The organism is Sphingopyxis italica (genome assembly GCF_011926545.1).
GTDB lineage: Bacteria > Pseudomonadota > Alphaproteobacteria > Sphingomonadales > Sphingomonadaceae > Sphingopyxis > Sphingopyxis italica.
The window spans coordinates 995,760-1,017,133 of the sequence record NZ_JAATIT010000001.1; the positions used below are offsets into that span (position 1 = coordinate 995,760).

General features: G+C 65.3%; 19 protein-coding genes. 15 read left to right on the plus strand and 4 right to left on the minus strand.

Annotation, left to right across the window (positions count from 1 at the left end; genetic code table 11):
- Positions 1–72 precede the first annotated feature (72 nt).
- Positions 73–1,545, minus strand: a complete 1,473-nt coding sequence (locus tag GGR90_RS04400; RefSeq protein WP_167919635.1) for a helicase HerA domain-containing protein — start codon at positions 1,543–1,545, stop codon at positions 73–75.
- Between the two features lie 300 nt (positions 1,546–1,845).
- On the opposite strand from GGR90_RS04400, the gene GGR90_RS04405 reads away from it, so the two are divergent.
- The 7 genes from GGR90_RS04405 (at position 1,846) to glnA (ending at position 10,406) form a co-directional block, all read left to right on the plus strand.
- The gene (locus GGR90_RS04405) at positions 1,846–2,118 is read left to right on the plus strand and encodes a hypothetical protein (RefSeq protein WP_167919636.1); all 273 of its coding nucleotides are present in this window, start codon (positions 1,846–1,848) and stop codon (positions 2,116–2,118) included.
- A gap of 12 nt (positions 2,119–2,130) precedes the next feature.
- On the plus strand, positions 2,131–2,346 hold the full coding sequence (locus tag GGR90_RS04410; RefSeq protein ID WP_167919637.1) for a hypothetical protein: 216 nt from the start codon (positions 2,131–2,133) through the stop codon (positions 2,344–2,346).
- Positions 2,347–2,528: 182 nt separating this feature from the next.
- Positions 2,529–4,868 (plus strand): ATP-dependent Clp protease ATP-binding subunit ClpA, encoded by a 2,340-nt coding sequence (clpA, locus tag GGR90_RS04415; RefSeq protein ID WP_167919638.1) that lies wholly within the window; start codon positions 2,529–2,531, stop codon positions 4,866–4,868.
- A gap of 156 nt (positions 4,869–5,024) precedes the next feature.
- Complete coding sequence (gene map / locus GGR90_RS04420; protein WP_167919640.1) at positions 5,025–5,864, plus strand: type I methionyl aminopeptidase; 840 nt, start codon at positions 5,025–5,027, stop codon at positions 5,862–5,864.
- A 90-nt stretch (positions 5,865–5,954) separates the two neighbouring features.
- Positions 5,955–8,138, plus strand: coding sequence for a PQQ-dependent dehydrogenase, methanol/ethanol family (locus GGR90_RS04425; protein WP_167919642.1), 2,184 nt, complete (start codon positions 5,955–5,957; stop codon positions 8,136–8,138).
- A 445-nt stretch (positions 8,139–8,583) separates the two neighbouring features.
- Positions 8,584–8,922, plus strand: a complete 339-nt coding sequence (locus tag GGR90_RS04430; protein WP_167919644.1) for a P-II family nitrogen regulator — start codon at positions 8,584–8,586, stop codon at positions 8,920–8,922.
- 71 nt (positions 8,923–8,993) lie between these two features.
- Positions 8,994–10,406 carry a type I glutamate--ammonia ligase gene (gene glnA / locus GGR90_RS04435; RefSeq protein WP_167919646.1) on the plus strand — a complete coding sequence of 471 codons (1,413 nt, stop codon included), beginning with the start codon at positions 8,994–8,996 and terminating at the stop codon, positions 10,404–10,406.
- 128 nt (positions 10,407–10,534) lie between these two features.
- Here the strand turns inward: glnA and GGR90_RS04440 are convergent, their stop codons facing one another.
- Positions 10,535–11,188 carry a hypothetical protein gene (locus GGR90_RS04440; protein WP_167919648.1) on the minus strand — a complete coding sequence of 218 codons (654 nt, stop codon included), beginning with the start codon at positions 11,186–11,188 and terminating at the stop codon, positions 10,535–10,537.
- Position 11,189: 1 nt separating this feature from the next.
- Entirely contained in the window at positions 11,190–11,396 is a 207-nt protein-coding gene (locus GGR90_RS04445; protein ID WP_167919650.1) for a helix-turn-helix transcriptional regulator, read from the minus strand.
- Positions 11,397–11,536: 140 nt separating this feature from the next.
- Between GGR90_RS04445 and GGR90_RS04450 the strand changes: the two genes are divergently transcribed.
- The 6 genes from GGR90_RS04450 (at position 11,537) to argJ (ending at position 18,623) form a co-directional block, all read left to right on the plus strand.
- Positions 11,537–12,055 carry an SRPBCC family protein gene (locus GGR90_RS04450; protein WP_167919652.1) on the plus strand — a complete coding sequence of 173 codons (519 nt, stop codon included), beginning with the start codon at positions 11,537–11,539 and terminating at the stop codon, positions 12,053–12,055.
- A gap of 103 nt (positions 12,056–12,158) precedes the next feature.
- On the plus strand, positions 12,159–13,640 hold the full coding sequence (locus GGR90_RS04455; RefSeq protein ID WP_167919654.1) for a PQQ-dependent sugar dehydrogenase: 1,482 nt from the start codon (positions 12,159–12,161) through the stop codon (positions 13,638–13,640).
- A gap of 52 nt (positions 13,641–13,692) precedes the next feature.
- Positions 13,693–14,304, plus strand: a complete 612-nt coding sequence (locus GGR90_RS04460) for a flavodoxin family protein (protein WP_167919656.1) — start codon at positions 13,693–13,695, stop codon at positions 14,302–14,304.
- Between the two features lie 57 nt (positions 14,305–14,361).
- Positions 14,362–15,672 (plus strand): M20/M25/M40 family metallo-hydrolase, encoded by a 1,311-nt coding sequence (locus tag GGR90_RS04465; RefSeq protein WP_167919658.1) that lies wholly within the window; start codon positions 14,362–14,364, stop codon positions 15,670–15,672.
- 95 nt (positions 15,673–15,767) lie between these two features.
- Positions 15,768–17,201, plus strand: coding sequence for an aldehyde dehydrogenase family protein (locus tag GGR90_RS04470; protein ID WP_167919659.1), 1,434 nt, complete (start codon positions 15,768–15,770; stop codon positions 17,199–17,201).
- Positions 17,202–17,396: 195 nt separating this feature from the next.
- A complete protein-coding gene (argJ, locus tag GGR90_RS04475; RefSeq protein ID WP_167919660.1) occupies positions 17,397–18,623 on the plus strand; it encodes a bifunctional glutamate N-acetyltransferase/amino-acid acetyltransferase ArgJ in 1,227 nt (408 codons plus the stop codon).
- 10 nt (positions 18,624–18,633) lie between these two features.
- Here the strand turns inward: argJ and GGR90_RS04480 are convergent, their stop codons facing one another.
- A complete protein-coding gene (locus GGR90_RS04480) occupies positions 18,634–19,812 on the minus strand; it encodes a Gfo/Idh/MocA family protein (protein ID WP_167919661.1) in 1,179 nt (392 codons plus the stop codon).
- Positions 19,813–19,907: 95 nt separating this feature from the next.
- On the opposite strand from GGR90_RS04480, the gene GGR90_RS04485 reads away from it, so the two are divergent.
- Positions 19,908–20,297, plus strand: a complete 390-nt coding sequence (locus GGR90_RS04485; protein ID WP_167919662.1) for a c-type cytochrome — start codon at positions 19,908–19,910, stop codon at positions 20,295–20,297.
- 16 nt (positions 20,298–20,313) lie between these two features.
- Positions 20,314–21,357, plus strand: coding sequence for a sugar phosphate isomerase/epimerase family protein (locus tag GGR90_RS04490; protein ID WP_167919663.1), 1,044 nt, complete (start codon positions 20,314–20,316; stop codon positions 21,355–21,357).
- The last annotated feature ends 17 nt before the right edge of the window (positions 21,358–21,374 follow it).

Sequence of the window (21,374 nt, forward strand, 5' to 3'; positions counted from 1 at the left end):
CGGTCCCAAGATTATAGGTGACTAATTCAGGATTAACTTGCCGGGCCGCGGCGAAATCGCGACGGAGCGAGCCTATTCGGCTTCGGTGCTTAGCCCAAGCTCGGGAATGCCGATCGATCGCCGACCGCCAAAATCGGCGCGCACGACGATCACGCCCTGTTTTTCCATATATTCGACCAGCCGGCGGATACGCCCCGGCGACCGGCTGCCATAGGCGCGGCCGAGGATGTCGTCGTCGGGGCAGGGCTCGCCGTCCATCGCGGCACGCGCGATCTGGAGGAAGGGCGCGAACATGTCGTGCGGCAAGCGGTCGGCGACGGCAAGCATCTCACGCCAGCGCGGTTCGGACGGATCGAACACGCCGCCCTTGGCGAGCGCGAAGCGGCGGCGGAAGGCGGCGAGGTCGAGCGGCACCTTCTTCAGCTTTTGCATCCGGCAGCGCACCGAAAAATCCTGATACAGATAGGCTTCGGGCTGGAAGGCGCTTTCGGGATCGGACAGCATCTCCTCCAGCATCGCGATCACCACCGCGTCGCTCTGTTCGGCTTCCTCGACCGCCTCGAGAATATCGAGCACGGGCGGGGCGTCCAGATCCTCATGCAGCCCTTCGCTCGCCGCGATGCGCTCAAGGACTTCGCTCGCCGCAACGGGTTCAGGCTCGGGCGCAAAGAAGCGTGGCTGCGCCGGCGCCTCCATCTCGGTGAACAGTATCGAGCGCATATCCTCGCCGCCCGCTGAAGGAAGCGGCATCAGGCCGTGCGTCCCCATCCGTGTCGAGGTCTGCGTTGCGCCAATCCGCACCGACAACGGTCGGCGCGAGATCGCGGGACCGAGCCCCAAGAAATGCCCGCGCTCCAAATCGCGGATCGCCTCGGCTTGCCGCCGCTCCATGCCGAGCAGGTCGGCAGCGCGCGCCATGTCGATGTCGAGAAAGGTGCGCCCCATCAGGAAATTGCTCGCCTCGGCGGCGACATTCTTCGCGAGCTTGGCCAGCCGCTGCGTCGCGATCGCGCCGGCAAGGCCGCGTTTGCGCCCGCGGCACATCAGGTTCGTCATCGCCGACAGGCTCGCGCGGCGCACGGTGTCGGACACGTCGCCCGCGACGCTCGGCGCGAACATCTGCGCCTCGTCGACCACGACCAGCGCGGGAAACCAGTGCTCGCGCGGCGCATCGAACAGCGCGTTCAGGAACGCCGCGGCGCAGGTCATCTGCGCCTCGATGTCGAGCGATTCGAGGCTGAGGACGATCGACGCGCGATGCTCGCGGATGCGCGCGCCCATCGCCGCGATCTCGCGCTCGTTATAGTCGCCGCCGTTGATCACGACATGGCTGTACGCATCGGCGAGCGTGACGAAATCGCCCTCGGGATCGATCACGATCTGCTGCACTAACGCCGCGCTTTCCTCGAGGATACGGCGCAAAAGGTGCGACTTGCCCGACCCCGAATTGCCTTGGACAAGCAGCCGCGTCGCCAGCAGTTCCTGGACGTTGATGTGCACGCCCTGCCCGGTGCTGTCGGTTCCGATCTCGATGCTGGTCTTCACAGCGGCCGCCCTATCGGCGGCTCGCGCGAATGACAACTGACGGGGTAGCGAGCCGTCCGATTTTTCCTCGCGCGGCGGGCGGCTAGCCCGTCAGCCTTGTCATCCCGGCGAAAGCGGGAATCCGTTTTTCTCTCTCTTCTTCGTGCCTTCATGCCTTTGCGCCTTTGCGTGAGATTTTTCTTATTTCACGCGAAGGCGCAAAGGCACGAAGAAGAACAAGGAACTCGCTCGCAAGGTGGTGAGCAATCGCAAGCCGTTCACCCCTCTTGTCAAGCGGCGTGAAGAGGCCAAAAGGATAGCATGGATTTCGACGATCAGCTCCGCCGTTATTTCGGCACCGCCGACCTCTCGGCGATCCACCCCGAGGCGCATGCGGCGGGCACCGAACGCATGCGTGTCGACTTCGGCCTCGAAACCAACCCCGGCCGCCGCTTCGCGCTGTGGGCGCTGATGTACATGCTCGGCGTCGCCCCCGACCTCGACGTCGCGTTCAAGGATGAGGCCGAGCGCAACACGGCGCGCGATTTTATGGATATGGTGGATCGGCAGGTCAGTGCCGAACCGCCAGCATAGGGAGAGCCTGCCTTGAGCCGCCGCGAACTTCTCTTGATGCTGGCCGCATGGGCCATAGTTTCGGCTATGATTTTTACACTTGGCGTAGGTTTCGCGGGCGGATTGGAACATGTCTTCTCGCTTCCATCAGGAGAGCCCGTTTCGATTGCGTTCGCCGTGATCGGCTGGGTTTTCATCCTATGCCCGGTGGTGGCCATTCCGCTGGTCCTTCTGCGCGGACCGAAATAGCGAGGGCAATTCGCATGCGCAGAGAGCAAATCTCCAACGCCTCGTTAACCATACCACAACCCCGTCATCGTAATTTCACAAAGCCATCCGCTTTTCCCTTGCGGTGGGGCGGCGGCATCGCCACGTTGCATTTCTAAGGGGGCCGCTCTCCCCGGCCTGGTCCCCGCAAGGAGATGAAGACCATGCCGTCCTTTTCGGAAAGCCTCGAAAAGACCCTCCATAACGCGCTGAAGGCCGCTTCGGAGCGCCATCACGAATATGCGACGCTCGAGCATCTGCTCTATGCGCTGATCGACGACGATCATGCCGCCGAAGTGATGCGCGCCTGCGGCGTCGCGCTCGACGATCTGCAATCGGCGGTCGTCCACTATCTCGATACCGAACTCGACAGCCTGAAGGTCGAGGGGCACAGCGACCCGTCGCCGACGAGCGGCTTCCAGCGCGTCGTCCAGCGCGCGATCCTGCACGTCCAGTCGTCGGGCAAGGACGAGGTGACCGGCGCCAACGTCCTCGTCGCGCTCTTCTCCGAACGCGAAAGCTATGCCGTCTATTTCCTGCAGCAGCAGGACCTGACGCGCCTCGATGCCGTCTCCTACCTCAGCCACGGCGTCGGCAAAGGCGGCAAGCCCTCGCCGCAGGCCGAACCCGAGGAAAAGGAAGAGACGAAAGACAAGAGCGAAGGCAAGTCCAAGAAGGAAACCGCGCTCGACCAGTTCACCGTCAACCTCAACGAAAAGGCCAAGGTCGGCAAGGTCGACCCGCTGATCGGCCGCAATGCCGAGGTCGACCGCACGATCCAGATTCTCTGCCGCCGGTCGAAGAACAACCCGCTCTATGTCGGTGACCCCGGCGTCGGCAAGACCGCGATCGCCGAAGGCCTCGCGCGCAAGATCATCGAGGGCGACGTGCCCGAGGTGCTGCTGCCCGCGGTCATCTATTCGCTCGACATGGGCGCGCTGCTCGCGGGCACGCGTTATCGCGGCGATTTCGAGGAGCGGCTGAAACAGGTCGTGACCGAGCTTGAAGGCCTGCCGCACGCGATCCTGTTCATCGATGAGATCCACACGGTGATCGGCGCGGGCGCGACGAGCGGCGGCGCGATGGACGCGTCGAACCTGCTCAAGCCCGCGCTGTCGGGCGGCGTGATCCGCTGCATCGGCTCGACGACGTACAAGGAGTTCCGCAACCATTTCGAAAAGGACCGCGCGCTACTCCGCCGGTTCCAGAAGATCGACGTGGTCGAACCGACGCTCGAGGACACCAAGAAGATCCTCGCCGGGCTGCGCAGCGCGTTCGAGGCGCATCATCAGGTGCGTTACACGCAGGACGCGATCAACGCCGCGGTCGACCTGTCGGCACGCTACATCAACGACCGCAAATTGCCCGACAAGGCGATCGACGTGATCGATGAGGTCGGCGCGATGCAGATGCTCGTCGCCCCGTCGAAGCGCAAGAAGACGATCACCGCCAAGGAGATCGAGGCGGTGATCGCGACGATGGCGCGCATCCCGCCCAAGTCGGTGTCGACCGACGACAAGGCGACGCTCGCCAGTCTCGAAACCGATCTGAAGCGCGTCGTCTTCGGCCAGAACACCGCGATCGAAGTGCTGTCGTCGGCGATCAAGCTCAGCCGTGCGGGCCTGCGCGATCCCGAGAAGCCGATCGGCAATTATCTGTTCAGCGGCCCGACCGGCGTCGGCAAGACCGAGGTCGCCAAGCAGCTCGCGTCGATCATGGGCATCCCGCTCCAGCGTTTCGACATGTCCGAATATATGGAACGCCACTCGGTCAGCCGCCTGATCGGCGCGCCCCCGGGCTATGTCGGTTATGATCAGGGCGGGCTGCTCACCGACGCGATCGACCAGAACCCGCATTGCGTGCTGCTGCTCGACGAAATCGAAAAGGCGCATCCCGACCTGTTCAACATATTGTTGCAGGTCATGGACCATGGCCGCCTGACCGATCATCACGGCAAGACGGTCGACTTCCGCAACGTCATCCTGATTATGACGACCAATGCGGGCGCGAGCGACATGGCGCGCGAGGGCATCGGCTTCGGCCAGTTCACGCGCGAGGATGTGCAGGAGGAAGCGGTGAAGAATCTCTTCACCCCCGAATTCCGCAACCGCCTCGATGCGATCGTGCCCTTCGGCTATCTGCCGCCCGAGGTGGTCGCGCGCGTCGTCGACAAGTTCATCCTGCAACTGGAACTGCAGCTCGCCGACCGCAACGTCCATATCCAGCTCGACGATGCGGCGCGCGACTGGCTGACCGGCAAGGGCTATGACAAGCTCTATGGCGCGCGTCCGATGGGCCGCCTGATCCAGGAAAAGATCAAGCAGCCGCTCGCCGAGGAACTGCTCTTCGGCAAGCTCGTCCATGGCGGCGAGGTCAAGGTGAAGATGAAGACCGGCGAGGATGCGCATGTGGGCAACCCGCTCGCCTTCGAAATCACCCCCGCCGCGCCCAAGGCCGGCAAGAGCAAGCCAAAGGCCGACAAGGCGAAGAAGGCGGCGGAGTAAGCCGACTTCAAAGGATAATCGTCATCCCGGCGAAGGCCGGGATCTCACCATTGCGGAATGACGCGCCGTTGAGATCCCGGCCTTCGCCGGGATGACGGAATCGGGGCTTTAGGGTTACCCTCGCAATCCGGCGTCACATCCACTATATCCCCTCCCATGTACGACTATGTCTCCGTAGCCGCCGACGACGCGACCGGCCCCACCCCCGTGCGCGACGGCACGATCAAGCTGCATGACGAGGTGGGCTTTGCCGGCATGCGCAAGGCGGGGCGGCTGTCGGCCGAAATCCTCGACGCGCTTGTTCCCTTCGTCCAGCCCGGCGTGACCACCGCCGCGATCGACGACCTTGTCCGCACGATGATGCTCGATGGCGGCGGCATCCCGGCAACGCTGGGTTATCGCGGTTTCACGCACAGCTGCTGCACCAGCATCAACCATGTCGTCTGCCACGGCATTCCCGACGACAAGCCGGTGCGCGAGGGCGATATCGTCAATATCGACGTCACCAGCATCGTCGACGGCTGGCACGGCGACACCAGCCGCATGTATCTGGTCGGCGATGTCCCGATCAAGGCGAAGCGCCTCGTCGAAGTCACTTACGAATGCCTGATGCTCGGCATCGAGCAGGCGAAGCCCGGCAACCGCATGGGCGACGTCGCCCATGCGATCCAGACCCATGCCGAAAAGCATCGCTATTCGGTCGTCCGTGATTTCTGCGGTCACGGGCTCGGCCAGATGTTCCACGACGCTCCTGAAGTCGTCCACGCCGGCCGCCCCGGTACCGGCCCCGAACTCAAGCCCGGCATGTTCTTCACGATCGAGCCGATGATCAACACCGGCAAATATGCCGTGAAGATGCTGAGTGACGGCTGGACCGCGGTGACCCGCGACCGCAGCCTCTCGGCGCAGTTCGAGCACAGCATCGGCATCACCGAAACCGGCTGCGAGATTTTCACCGCCAGCCCCAAGGGCCTGAACGCGCCGCCCTGGCAGTAGCGCCAGCCCGCGACTTTCGCGCTTGCCATTCCGCCATCGCGCGCGCAATCTTGACGTTAACGTCAACGATAGGCGTACAGGGAGAGCGAGATGGCGAAACGGGTCTGGACGACCGCGCTGGCGGGCTGCGCGGCACTGGCATTGGCTTCATGCAACGCGTCGAAGAATGAGAGCATCTCGGGCCGCGCGCTCGACGCGGCCGAGAAAGCCAGCGAGACCCTGCTCAAGACCGGCGGCGATGGCGATGATTGGGGCGCGATCGGCTACAGCTATGACGAACAGCGCTTCAGCCCGCTGACCGACATCAACGACAAGAATGTCGGTGAACTCGGCATCGCGTGGACCGCTGACCTCGACGATGCGCGCGGGCAGGAAGCGACGCCCGTCGTCGTCGATGGCGTCATGTACGTCACCCACGCCTGGTCGAAAGTCAGCGCATGGGACGCCGCGACCGGCAAGTCCTTGTGGAAATTCGACCCCGAGGTTCCCGGCGAGCGCGCGGTTTCGGCCTGCTGCGACGTCGTCAACCGCGGCGTCGCGGTGTGGGGCGACAAGCTGTTTGTCGGGGCGCTCGACGGCCGGCTGATCGCGCTCGACAAGAAGACCGGCAAGGAACTCTGGTCGACGCAGACCTTCGACACGTCGAAGCCCTATACGATCACCGGCGCGCCGCGCGTCGTGAAAGACATGGTGCTGATCGGCAACGGCGGCGCCGAATTCGGGGTGCGCGGCTATGTCACCGCTTATGATGCGGACACCGGTAAGGAACGCTGGCGCTTCTACACCGCGCCCAACCCGACCAAGGCGAAGGATGGCGCGGCGTCCGACGACATCTTCGCCTCGAAAGCCAACGCGACCTGGTCCGACACGGGCGAATGGCAAACCTCGAGCGGCGGCGGCACCGTGTGGGACGCGATCGTCTATGACAAGGATCTCGACCAGATCTACCTCGGCGTCGGCAACGGCAATCCGTGGAACCATGGCACGCGCTCGAACGGCGAGGGCGACAACTGGTTCCTCTCCTCGGTCGTCGCGCTCGACGCGTCGACCGGCAAATATAAATGGCATTACCAGGAAACGCCGGCCGAGACGTGGGACTATACCGCGACGCAGCCGATCATCCTCGCCGAGCAGCAGGTCGACGGCAAACCCGTCAAGGTGCTGTATCACGCGCCGAAGAACGGCTTCTTCTTCACCCTCGACCGCACGACCGGCAAGCTGATCGATGCCAAACCCTTCGTCGACGGGATCAACTGGGCGACGGGTTACGACATGACGACCGGCCGCCCGATCGAAAATCCCGAGGCGCGCTTCTACAAGACCGGCAAGCCTTTCATCGCCATCCCCGGCGCTTTGGGCGCGCACAACTGGCATCCGATGAGCTACAACCCCGCGACGGGGCTCGTCTACATCCCCGCGCAGCAGATCCCGCAGGGCTATCTCGCCGACATGAACGAGCTCGACCGGCGCAAGGTCGTCGGCTTCAACGTCGGTACCTCGCTCACCGGCACGATGCTGCCCGACGACAAGGCGGCGTTCCGCGCCGCGGTCGCCGCGACCACCGGCCGGCTCGTCGCCTTCGACCCGCGCACCGGCAAGGTCGCGTGGGGCGTCGATTATCCCGCCGCATGGAACGGCGGCACGATGACGACCGCGGGCAATCTCGTCTTTCAGGGGACGAGCACCGGCCGCTTCCGCGCCTATGCCGCCGACACCGGCAGGCAGTTGCTCGACCTCGACATGCAGTCGGGGATCGTCAGCGCGCCCTCGACCTTCCGCGCCGGCGGCGTCCAATATGTCGCGTTCCAGACGAGCAAGGGCGGCGCCTTCCCGCTCGTCGCCGGGGTTGCGGGCGGTGTGACGCGCAAGGTCCCGAATATTCCGCGCCTCGTTGTCTTGAAGATCGGCGGCACGGTGAAGCTCCCTGCGCCGCCGGTCTCGACGACGCTCGCGTGGAACCCGCCGCCGCAGTTCGGCACGGCGGCGCAGATTGCCGCGGGCAAGGCGCATTTCGGCCGCTATTGCATCGTCTGTCACGGCGACAGCGCGATCGGCAACGGCTTCACCCCCGACCTGCGCGTCTCGGGCACGCTGGCCAACGCCGATGCGTGGAAATCGATCATTATCGACGGCGCGCTCAAGGACCGCGGCATGGTGAGCTTCGCCAAGGTGCTGACCCCCGCCGATGCCGAGGCGCTGCGCGCCTATGTCATCGACCGATCGAACTGGACCAAGGCGAACCTGCCCGACGCCTCGGCACCGGTCGGGCGGTAGGACGCTCCGCTCTTTCCTCACTCGGCTGCGATTGCGGAGAGGGCGGGATTGGAGATTTCACGCGAAGACGCGAAGGCGCGAAGCCTTCCAAAATCCGTTTGCCCCGAGCTTGTCGAAGGGCCGTTCTCTTCTTCGCGCGGCGCAAGAAGAACGGTGCTTCGACAAGCTCAGCACGAACGGGTTCGGTCGCGTGAAACAAAACAGAGCCCCCGCCGCCCATGCCCATATTTTAGGCAACGACAAGACGCCGCTGCCCACCCCTTGGGCAGCGGCGCATCGTCGAGCCGAAAATCTCCCCGGAACCCCGCGATTCGCCAATTGGCACGGCTCTTGATTGGTGCAAGATGGCGGGACACCGCACCGACTCGACGGCGAACCGGGCCAGCGCAGCTGATCCGGCTCGATGCGCAAGGGGCGGCGGCCAGCCCAAAGGGGGACGAGAAGCGTGAAGAAGATTGAGGCGATCATCAAGCCGTTCAAGCTCGACGAAGTGAAGGAAGCGCTGCACGAAGTCGGTGTCAGCGGCATCACCGTCACCGAAGCCAAGGGCTTCGGCCGGCAGAAGGGTCACACCGAGCTGTATCGCGGCGCCGAATATGTCGTCGACTTTCTGCCCAAGGTGAAGCTGGAGGTCGTCGTCGATGATTCGATGGCGGAACGCGTTGTGGAGGCGATCGCCGCCGCCGCGCAAACCGGCCGGATCGGCGACGGCAAGATCTTCGTCAGCCATATCGAGACCGCGCTTCGCATCCGCACCGGCGAACGCAACGAGGACGCGCTTTAATCGCTCGCACTTAACGAAAACCCGAAAACACCCGGCACGCCGGACCATTTCGCAAGAAGGAAGCATGGACGATGGCTACGAAGCCCAAGGATATCATCGCGCGGATCAAGGAAAACGACATCGAGTGGGTCGATCTGCGCTTCACCGACCCCAAGGGCAAGTGGCAGCACCTGACGATGGTCGCCTCGATCCTCGGCGAGGACGAGCTCGAGGACGGCCTGATGTTCGACGGCTCGTCGATCGAAGGCTGGAAGGCGATCAACGAAAGCGACATGATCCTCAAGCCCGACCTCGATGCGGTCTATGACGATCCCTTCTCGGCAACTCCGATGCTCGTGATCTTCTGCGACATCGTCGAGCCGTCGACCGGCGAAGGCTATGCCCGCGACCCGCGCACCACCGCGAAGCGCGCCGAGGCCTATGTCGCCTCGACCGGCATCGGCGACACCGTCTATGTCGGCCCCGAAGCCGAATTCTTCATGTTCGACGATGTCCGTTTCGAAACCGGCTACAACAAGTCGGGCTTCGAGATAGACGACATCGAGCTGCCGACGAACAGCGGCCGCAGCTATGAGGGCGGCAACCTCGCCCACCGTCCGCGCGCCAAGGGCGGCTATTTCCCCGTCGCGCCCGTCGACAGCGCCATCGACATCCGCGCCGAGATGGTTTCGACGATGCTCGAAATGGGCCTGCCCTGCGACAAGCATCACCATGAAGTCGCCGCCGCGCAGCACGAGCTTGGCCTGACCTTCGGCACGCTGACCGAAACCGCCGACCGCATGCAGATCTACAAATATGTCGTGCACCAGGTCGCGCACGCCTATGGCAAGACCGCGACCTTCATGCCGAAGCCGATCAAGGACGATAACGGCAGCGGCATGCACACGCACATCTCGATCTGGGAAAAGGGCAAGCCGCTCTTCGCGGGTAACGGCTATGCCGGCCTTTCGGACATGTGCCTCTATTTCATCGGCGGCGTGGTCAAGCATGCCAAGGCCTTGAACGCCTTCACCAACCCGACGACGAACAGCTACAAGCGCCTCGTCCCCGGCTTCGAAGCACCGGTGCTGCTCGCTTACTCGAGCCGTAACCGTTCGGCGTCGTGCCGCATCCCCTATGGTGCGGGCGCCAAATCGAAGCGCGTCGAATTCCGCTTCCCCGACGCGATGGCGAACCCCTATCTCTGCTATTCGGCGCTGCTGATGGCGGGCCTCGACGGCATCCAGAACAAGATCCACCCCGGCGACGCGATGGACAAGAATCTCTACGACCTGCCGCCGGAGGAACTGAGCGAAGTCCCGACCGTCTGCGCCAGCTTGCGCGAAGCACTCGACAGCCTGATGGCCGACCACGATTTCCTGCTCAAGGGCGACGTGTTCAGCAAGGACCAGATCGAGGCTTATGTCGAGCTGAAATGGGACGAGGTTTACCGCTTCGAACAGACGCCGAGCCCGGTCGAGTTCGATATGTACTACAGCGCCTGACCAACAGGGGGCTTTGTAGCGGGGCGTCCGGTTCGGGGGAACCGGGCGCCCCTTTTCGTTTGGCGGACCAGGCCGGTCGCGGATTGGCTCGGGTTGGCCGCTCCCCACCCCAAAGCTCGCCAAGGCGCCTATGGCGGCGTCATCATCCCGCGCCGCCCCACCGCGATGAAGGTCGCGAGCAGGAAGATGCCGAACGCGGCCGATACCAGATCGAGCGGATGCGGCCCCGCGACGAGCCCCGCCGCGGCGCCGCCGCCCCAGATGACGCAGAGGGCCAGCAGGATATTGCCCGCGATCGCCGACGCGTCGATCGTCAGCCGCCGCCACAGCTCGTCGAAATTCCGCCACATCGGCAGCATGATCGCGCTGCCGATGGCGAGCAGCGCCAGCACGAGCCAGAACGCCGTCGCCGCCGTCACCGGAGCATTCGCGCCGTCGACCGTCGCATAGGCGAGAAGTGCCAGCGCGGAGCCGATCAGGATGCAGCTCAATGCGCTGCTGCCCATATTCGCCCGTTCCTCGACGATTTCCTCGGCATCGGCGACGTTGAGCATGCGCTGGCCGAACGCGCGCGGCGCCAGCACGCCCAAGCCGACGAACAGCCCCATCAGAACGTAAATCAGGCCGACGCCGGCCAATATGATCTGCGACGGCTGCCAGTCGAGCGTCTCGCCCTTGAGCAACCACATCAGGGCAAACATGCCGCCGCCGCCGGCGAGCGCACCGATCAGGGCCTGCAGCGCCATCTTGCGGCGCGATAGGCCATGGACTTCAGTCGTCATGTCATTCCTCCGGGATCCAGTGATCGATGAACAGCTCGCGCACTTCGAGCCCGAACAGCCGGGTCAAGCGCAGCGCAAGCGGCAGGCTGGGGTCATATTTGTCGGTTTCGACCGCGTTGATCGTCTGGCGCGACACGCCGAGCCGGCGAGCCAGTTCGCCCTGGCTCCACCCCGCGCCCTCGCGGTGTTCGCGTACTCGATTTTCCAACGTCCGGCCCTTCCTTGTAAAGAACTCTTTACATCTCCTGAGGCCGCCTGTCAAACACTCTTTACACCCCTCGAACACCCCTCCTTACACTTTGGTAAGCCCTCGGCGCTAAAAGGCGCCGGACCTGCGGGGGATGTTCGATGTTGCGCATGATGATGACGATGGCCGCGATGCTGCTTACGGCCGGATGCGGCAAGATGATCGAACTGGCGAACCAGACGCGCACCGTCGCCGCGCCGCGCGAAGAGGTGTTCGCCAGCATGTTCGGCGACGATAGCGCCTTCGCGGGCCTGCCGCTCGTCACCAACGGCGGATCGACGCGGCTCTACGAACTCGTCGCCGAAAAGGGCGAGCCCGGGTTCGAGAAGCTGGTCACCGACGAACGGCCCGAAGCCTATAAGGTCAAGATCGCCGTCGCGATGGAAATCCCGCGCGAGGCGCATCTGATCTACAGCGTCGACGATGGCGCACTCCGCACCGGCCTCAAATTCACCTTCGAGGAGCTGGCGCCCGATCGCACCCGGGTGGCGTTCACGATCGACGAACTGACGGGCGCCGGCGCGAAAGGCCTGGAGGTCAACCGATCCGCGCTGAAGCGGATCGCTCGCGACGCGCTGGGCAAGCTCGACGATTTCGAGGAGGTCGAAGAGGCCGCCTGATCGACATCTGCGATATGCGGTAAAATCGCCGCGCTGCGGAGCCTTTCGGCGAATGGCAGGTTAAGGCCAAGGGGGCGGGTTCGATCGCGAAAGGCTGCTGGCCATGCGGATGTTGTTCGTCGTCTCCCTTGCCCTCGCCCCCCTGCTCCTCGCCTCCTGCGGCGACGGAGGAAGCGGCGGCGGCGACGGCGACCCCCCGGGTGCAAACGCCCCGCCCGCGTTCACGTCGCTCCAGACCGTCAGCGTCGCTGAAAACGGGACAGCCGCCTATCAGGCGGCGGCGAGCGACCCCGACGGCGACACGCTGAGCTTCGCGATCGACGGCGGCGCCGACGCCGCACGCTTTTCGATCACTCCCGCGGGCGCGTTGCGTTTCAGCGCCGCGCCCGATTACGACCTGCCCGGCGATGCCGACGGCGACAATGTCTATGCCGTCCAGCTCCGCGTCAGCGACGGCAGCGCAAGCGCGACGCAGGCGGTCAATATCACCGTCACCAACAGCCGCGAGGGAATCGCGGTCGCGCGCGTCGGCACGGGTTTCAACCAGCCCCTGTACGTGGCGCCGATCCCCGGCGACAGCCGCGTCTATGTCGTCGAGAAGGGGGGCAACGTCTATCGCTTCGACCCCGCGAACGGCAGCCGCGCGCTCGTGCTCGACATTGCCGACATCTCGACCGACGGCGAACGCGGGCTGCTCGGGCTGGCGGCCTATCCCGATCATGCCTCGTCGCAGCGGTTGTTCGTCGTCGCGACCGCCACGAACGGCGCGGTGCAGGTGCGCCGCTACACGCTGGGGCAACCCGATTCCTCGACCGCCTACGATACGGTGCTCGACATCCCGCATGCCGAAAACAGCAATCACAATGGCGGCTGGATCGGCTATGGGCCCGACGGCCACGTCTATGTCGCGGTGGGCGACGGTGGCGGATCGGGCGATCCGGGCAACAATGCCCAGAACCGCAATTCTCGGCTCGGCAAGATATTGCGCTTCGCGGTCGGTGGTGGCGGCGACAGCTATTCGCCCGCGCCGGGCAATCCCTTCATGGCGGGCGGCGGCGATCCCTATGTCTACGCCTTTGGCCTTCGCAACCCCTTCCGCGCCGCCTTCTCGGGATCGACGCTAATCATCGGCGATGTCGGGCAGACCGCGGTCGAAGAAGTCGACATGCTGACCACGAGCCAGCCCGGCCTCAATTTCGGCTGGCCGTTTCGCGAGGGGACCCAAAGCTATAGAGGCACCGCGCCGGGCGGATTGACCGATCCGGTCCTCGAATATCTGCGCGGCACGGGCCCGCGGCAGGGGCGGACGGTCACCGGCGGGTATGTTTATCGCGGTCCGGTCGCCTCGCTCCAGGACCATTATGTCTTCGCCGACTTCATCGCGGGCAATATATGGACGGTGCCCTTCGCGGACCTCGTCCCCGGCCAGACGCTCGCGTCTTCGCGCTTCGCGCGGCGGAACGAGGATTTCGCGCCCGATGCGGGGACGCTGAGCCAGATCGCGTCTTTCGGCGAGGACAGCGCGGGCAATCTGTTCCTCGTCAGCCTCGGCGGCGATATCTTCATGGTGCGCCAGGGAACCTGAGCGCGGTGTCGCGGCTTTCCCAAGCGGGGGCCTCGCCTGCAAAGGATACACCATGGCCGCCCCCCTCACCGCCACCGCGATCAACTGCTCGCTCTCGACCGGCGGGCGGGAAAGCTCGACCGACGCGATGCTCGCGGTGCTGACCGAACATTTCGAAGCCGCGGGGGTGAAGGTCGAAGGCCCGATCCCGATCGCCGCGCACGACATCAAATGGGGCGTCAAATCGGACGAGGGCGAAGGCGACGACTGGCCGCAAATCCGCGCGCGCATCCTCGCGTCCGACATATTGATCTTCGGCACCCCGATCTGGATGGGACAGGCGTCGAGCGTCGCGAAGCTCGTGATGGAGCGGATGGACGCCTTTTTGTCGGAGACCGACGACCAGGGCCGGATGCCGAGCTACTCCAAGGTCGCGGTCGCCGCGATCGTCGGCAACGAGGATGGCGCGCACAATGTCTCGTCGCAAATCTTCCAGGCGCTCAACGACGTCGGCTGGACGATCCCCGCGGTGGCGGCATGCTATTGGGTCGGCGAGGCGATGGGATCTACCGACTTCAAGGATTTGAAGGAGACACCGAAGAAGGTGACCGAGACGGCAAAGATGGTCGCAGCGAACGCCGCGCATCTGGCGCGGTTGCTCAAGGAGGCACCCTACTCGGGCTGACGAGGTTGCCGAGCCGCGTTCGAGACGGCAGAAGGGAGACGTCCAGAGGAGTCACCCATGAAATCATTGCCCTTTGCCGCACTCATCGCCCTTCAGATTGCCCTTGCCCCCACCGCACAGGCGAAGCTGAGCAAAGCCGAAAGAGCGATGGTACAGACGGTCGAGGCCGAGCAGAAACGCAGCGTCGCGCTGCTGGAAAGGCTGGTCAACCAGAATAGTGGCTCGCTCAACCTAGAAGGCGTCGAAAAAGTCGGACAAATGATGCGCGCCGAACTCGAGCGCTTGGGTTTCAAGGTCGAATGGAAGCCGATGCGCGATACCGGCCGCGCCGGCCACCTGATCGCGACGCATGTCGGTAAGCCCGACGCCAAGCGCCTGCTCCTGATCGCGCATCTCGACACGGTGTTCGAACCCGATTCGCCGTTCCAGCGCTTCGAGCGCATGGGCGACAAGGCCAAGGGTCCGGGCATCGGCGACGACAAGGGCGGAATGGTCGTCGTCGTCGCGGCGCTGCGCGCGATGGACAAGGCCGGGATGCTGGACGGCGCCAATATCGAATTTCACATGACGGGCGACGAGGAAGACACCGGCGACCCGCTCGCCGTGGCGCGCGCCGACCTGATCGCGGCGGGCAAGCGCGTTGACGTCGCGTTGGGCTTCGAGGGCCTGGTGCGCGATGGGGGCGCGGACATGAGCTCAATCGCGCGGCGGTCGTCCGAAAGCTGGCAGGTCACCGCAACCGGCAAGACCGGGCACAGCTCAGGCATTTTCAGCGCCAATGCCGGCGACGGTGCGATCTATGAACTCGCCCGCATCATCCACCGCTTTCGCACCGAGCTGCCCGAACCCAATCTGACCTTCAACGTCGGGCTGGTCGCGGGCGGCGAGCAGGTATCGCTCGACGAGGGCAAGATTCGCGCGAGCGCGAACGGCAAGACCAATATCATCGCCGCCACCGCGATCGCGCGCGGCGATCTGCGCACGCTTTCGGCCGAGCAGGCAGCGCGCGTGAAGGGCAAGATGGCGGCGATCGTCGCCGATCATGCGCCCGGCACCGGCGCGACGCTCGCCTTCGACCCCGGCGGCTACCCGGCGATGGCGCCGACCGACGGCAACCGCGCGCTGCTGACCCGGCTCAACGCCGTCAACCGCGACCTCGGGCTCGCCGAAATGGCCGCGCTCGATCCTTTGAAGCGCGGCGCCGCCGACATCAGCTTCGTCGCGCCGCACGTCGACAGCCTCGCGGGGCTCGGCGCCTATTCGACCGGCGACCACGGCCCCGAGGAGACGGTCGACATCCCGAGCATTACGCGCCAGGCGACGCGCGCCGCCATATTGATGTCGCGGCTCGCTGCCGAAAAACGCTGACCCGCCAGTTTTGGCAGTTGGCCGCGCTTGATTCATCGGGCACAGTGATTAGGTAGCAATCCGAGACGGAATTGACCGCCGATGGGAGACAGGACATGAGCACCGAAACGCATCTCAAGCAGAATTACATCGGCGGCCGCTGGGTCGATTCGAAGGGCGGCAAGCTCCACGACGTCATCAACCCTGCGACCGAGGAAGCGGCGTCGACCGTCGTGCTCGGCACCGCGGCCGACGTCGACGATGCCGTCGCGGCAGCGAAGACCGCCTTCAAGAGCTTTTCGCAGACGACGCGCGAGGAACGGCTCGACCTGCTGAACCGCATCGTCGAGGAATATAAGAAGCGCGCGCCCGATCTCGCCAAGTCGATGGCGTCGGAAATGGGCGCACCGGTCAGCTTTGCCGGCACCGCGCAGGTCGGCGCCGGCATCGGCGGCTTCCTCGGCACGATCGCGGCGCTCGAGGATTTCAGCTTCACCGAAAAATATGCCGCGGGCATGATCGCCTATGAACCGATCGGCGTCGTCGGCATGATCACGCCGTGGAACTGGCCGCTGAACCAGATCGCGTTGAAGGTCGCCCCCGCGCTCGCCGCGGGTAACACGATGATCCTCAAGCCCTCCGAAGAATGCCCCGGCAATGCGGTGATCTTCGCCGAGATCCTCGAAGCCGCGGGCGTCCCCGCCGGCGTCTTCAACCTCGTGCAGGGCGACGGCCCGACCGTCGGCAACGCGATCAGCGCGCACCCCGGCATCGAGATGGTGAGCTTCACCGGCTCGACCCGCGCCGGCATCCTCGTCGCCAAGGCGGCCGCCGACACGGTCAAGCGCGTCCATCAGGAACTCGGCGGCAAGTCGCCGAACATCGTCCTGCCCGACGCCGATTTCGCCGCCGTGCTGCCGCCGACGGTGCAGGGCGTGCTCGTCAACACCGGCCAGAGCTGCATCGCGCCGACGCGCATCCTTGTCCAGAAGGAACGCGAGGCCGAAGCCGTCGGCGTCATCAAGGCGATGTTCGATGGGACGCAGGTCGGCGATCCGCAGAGCGAAGGCGGCCACATCGGCCCCGTCGTCAACAAGGCGCAGTTCGACAAGATCCAGGGCCTGATCCAGTCGGCGATCGACGAGGGCGCGACGCTCGAAACCGGCGGCACCGGTCTGCCCTCGAACGTCAACCGCGGCTATTACATCAAGCCGACGGTCTTCTCGGGCGTTACCCGCGACATGCGCATCGCCAACGAGGAAATCTTTGGCCCCGTCGCGACGATCATGGCCTATGGCGACCTCGACGAAGCCGTCGATATCGCCAACGACACCGAATATGGCCTGTCGGCGGTGATCTCGGGCGATCCCGCCAAGGCCGCCGACGTGGCGCCGAAGCTGCGCGCCGGCATGGTCGCGGTCAACGCGTGGGGCCCCGGCCCCGGCGCGGCGTTCGGCGGCTACAAGGCGTCGGGCAACGGCCGCGAAGGCGGCGTGTTCGGGCTGAAGGACTTTATGGAAGTGAAATCGATCAGCGGCATTCCGGCGTAAGCCGATAACCTCCCTGCGGCGAAGCCGTGGGGAGGGGGACCGCCGCGAAGCGGTGGTGGAGGGGCCGCGCCCAAGCCCCTCCGTCGGCCGCTACGCGACTGCCACCTCCCCATCGCTTCGCGACAGGGAGAATCAAAGGCCCCTCCCTTGCAGGGAGGGGTTTTTCTTTGCGCACCGGAAAGCTACACGCCCCCCATGACCACCCGCTCGCCGCTCGCCCCCGCCGCCTTCCCCGCCCTCCCCGACATCGCCGGGGTGACGCGCCGCGTCGCGCGCGCGCGGTACAAGGAATGGGATCGCTGCGACCTCACCTTTGTCGAACTCGCCCCCGGCACGACCGTCGCGGGCGTGTTCACGCGCAACGTCTGCTGCTCGTCCGAAGTCGAACTTGGCCGCGAGCAGGTGAAGGGCGGCAAGGGCCGCGCGCTGATCGTCAACGCGGGCAACAGCAACGCCTTCACCGGCTATCGCGGGCGCGAAGCGGTCGAGCAGATCATGGCGCAGGTCGCGGGCCACCTCGGCTGCGAGCCGAGCGAGGTCTTCGTCTGCTCGACCGGCGTCATCGGGGTGCCGCTGCCGAAGGACAAGGCGCGCGCGGGGGTCGAGGCGGCGCTCACCGCCGAGCCCTGTTCGTGGGAAGCCACAGCCGAGACGATCGGCACCACCGACACCTTTCCGAAAGGCTCCGCCGCCAGCGCGATCGTCGGCGACCAGACCATCCACGTCGCCGGCATCGTCAAGGGATCGGGCATGATCGCCCCCGACATGGCGACGATGCTCGGTTACATCTTCACCGACGCCGCGGTCGCACCCGCGCTGTTGCGGGACATGCTGAGCGAGGCGACCAGCGGCAGCTTCAACAGCATCACCGTCGACAGCGACACCTCGACCAGCGACACCGTGCTGCTCTTCGCCACCGGTCAGGCGGGCAACGCCGTGCTGACCACGCGCGACGATCCGGGCGCCGACGCGCTCTATGCCGCGATCCGCGCCGTCGCGCTCGACCTCGCGCATCAGGTGGTCCGCGACGGCGAAGGCGCATCGAAGTTCATCGAGGTGCAGGTGACCGGCGCCACCAGCGACGACAGCGCCAAGCGCGTCGCGCTCGCGATCGCCAACTCGCCGCTGGTCAAGACCGCGATCGCGGGCGAGGACGCCAATTGGGGCCGCGTCGTGATGGCGGTGGGCAAGGCGGGCGAACCCGCCGACCGCGACCGCCTCGCGATCCGCTTCGGCGATCATTGGGTCGCGAAGGACGGCCTACCCGTCGATGGCTATGACGAAGCGCCCGTCGCGGCGCATCTGAAGGGTCTCGAAATCCGCGTCGGCGCCGACCTCGGCCTCGGCGACGGCCGCGCGACCGTCTGGACGTGCGACCTGACGCATGGTTACATCAGCATCAATGCCGATTACCGGAGCTGACGCTCTCCTGTCAGCCTGCGAGCGAGGTCCACTTCGCGTCGCCGGACGCATTCTCGATCACCGCTTCGACGAAGGCCATCGTCCTTAGGCCGTCGGCAGCTCCGGGGAACCAGTCGGCCGCGCCGCGCGGCGGCGGGGTCGCGGCGCCCGCGCGCCCGGCACCCGCACGCAGCGTGCGGCCGAAGCTGCGATAGAGGTTCGCGAACGCTTCGATATAGCCTTCGGGGTGCCCCGCCGGCGTGCGCAGCCGCGCCATCGCCGATGGATCGAGACCCGGCCCGCCGGCGCGGATCACCTCGGTCGGGCGGTCGAGCCAGCGCAATGTCAGGCTGTTCGGCTCCATCTGCGACCAGTCGAGGCCGCCTTCCTCGCCATGGATGCGCAGCCGCAGGCCATTCTCGTCGCCCGCGGCGACCTGACTCGCTTTCAGCACCCCGCGCGCGCCGCCTTCGAAGCGCAGCAGCGCCGCCACATCGTCGTCGAGGCGGCGGCCCGCAACATGCGCCGTCAATTCGGCGCTCAGCGATTCGACCGCGAGCCCCGAAACATGTTCGGCAAGCTGGAAGGCGTGCGTCCCGATGTCGCCGAGGCAGCCGCCGAGCCCGGCGCGCGCCGGATCGGTGCGCCATTCGGCCTGCTTGTTGCCGTCCCGGTCGATCGGCCGGCTGAGCCAGCCTTGCGAATATTCGACCTGCACCAGCCGGATTCTGCCGAAATCGCCGCGCGCGACGCGCACGCGCGCCTCTTCGATCAGCGGATAGCCGCTATAGGTGAAGGCGAGGCCGTAGAGCTTGCCGCTGCGCGCGACCGCCGCGCCGATCACCCGCGCCTCGGCCAGATTCAGCGCCATCGGCTTTTCGGACAGCACGTGAAAACCCGCGTCGAGCGCGGCGATCGCCATCGGGGCGTGGAGATGGTTCGGGGTGACGATCGCGAGCGCCTCCATCCGCTCGTCCGCGGGAAGCGCCGCTTCCGCGGGAAGCAATTTGTCGAAGGTCGCATAGGCGCGGCCCGGATCGAGTCCCAGCACTTCGGCACTCCGCCGGTTGCGGTCGGCGTCGGTGCTGAACGCACCGCATACCAATTCATATTCGCTATCGAGCGCGGCGGCCATACGGTGCACCGCACCGATGAAAGCGCCCTCGCCGCCACCCACCATGCCATAGCGAATTTTCGACCGACCGTTCATCGCATTCCCTCTGCCATAATTCGTAAAATTGTTTGCATTATTCGCTTTCAAACGGTTACATCATCGCACCGGCTGTTGCCAGACGGGAGAGGATAATGAAATTTCTGTTCGCCCTGCCATTGGCGGGTGCAATATTGACTGCCGCGATGATCATGCCATCGCCCATAGCCTACGCCGGCCCTGCCCAAGCGGCCGGCGCGCAGGCCTTTGCCGCGTGCAAGGCCTGCCATACGCTCGAAGCGGGCGGCAAAAGCGTGATGGGGCCCAATCTGCACGGTCTGATGGGCCGGCAGGCGGGCTCGGTTGCCGGGTTCAAATATAGCCCGGCGCTCAAGGCGTCGAAAATTCGCTGGGACGAAAAATCGCTAGACGAATATCTGGCCGCGCCGACGAAGAAGGTCCCCGGCACGCGCATGGTCGTCAAAGTGGCCGATCCGGCGCGCCGCGCGGCGCTGATCGCCTATCTCAAAGCCGAAACCAAGTGACCGGGAAGGCCATCGCATGAAGGGTCCGGCCGTTTTCCTCGCGCAGTTCATGGGCGATGCGGCACCGTTCGACACATTGCCCTCGGCGGCGCGCTGGATGGCGGATGCGGGTTATGTCGGCATCCAGATTCCGACTTGGGACAGCCGCTGCATCGACCTCGCCCAAGCCGCCGAGAGCCAGGATTATTGCGACGAACTCGCCGGCACCTGCCGCGAGGCGGGGGTCGAGATCACCGAGCTGTCGACGCATTTGCAGGGCCAGCTGGTCGCGGTGCATCCCGCCTATGACGCCCAGTTCGATGCTTTTGCGCCCGACGCGCTGAAGGGCAAGCCGGCCGAGCGGCAGGCATGGGCGGTCGAACAGCTCCACCTTGCGGCCAAGGCGAGCCGGCGGCTCGGCCTTGATGCCCATGCGAGTTTTTCGGGCGCGCTCGCCTGGCCCTATCTCTACCCTTGGCCGCAGCGCCCCCCGGGGCTGGTCGAAGAAGCCTTCGGCGAACTCGCGAAACGCTGGCGGCCGATCCTCGACGCCTTCGACGAGCAGGGCGTCGACCTCGCCTATGAGATCCATCCCGGCGAGGACCTCCACGACGGCGTGACCTTTGAACGTTTCCTTGCCGGCGTCGACAATCATCCGCGCGCCAACATCCTCTACGATCCCAGCCATTATGTGCTGCAGGCGCTCGATTATCTCGCCTTTATCGACATTTATCACGAGCGGATCCGCATGTTCCACGTCAAGGATGCGGAACTCAACCCGACCGGGCGCTCGGGGGTCTATGGCGGCTTTCAGGACTGGGTCGATCGCCCCGGGCGTTTCCGATCGCTCGGCGACGGTCAGGTCGATTTCGGCGCGATTTTTTCGAAGCTCACGCAATATGGCTATGCCGGCTGGGCGGTGCTCGAATGGGAATGCTGCCTGAAGCATCCCGAGGACGGCGCGCGCGAAGGTGCTCCTTTCATCGCGGCGCACATGATCCGCAAGGCCGACAAGGCGTTCGACGATTTCGCGGGCGGCAGCGACCCGGCGCTCAATCGCGCGATGCTGGGGCTCGACTGAAAAAATAATCGATAAAA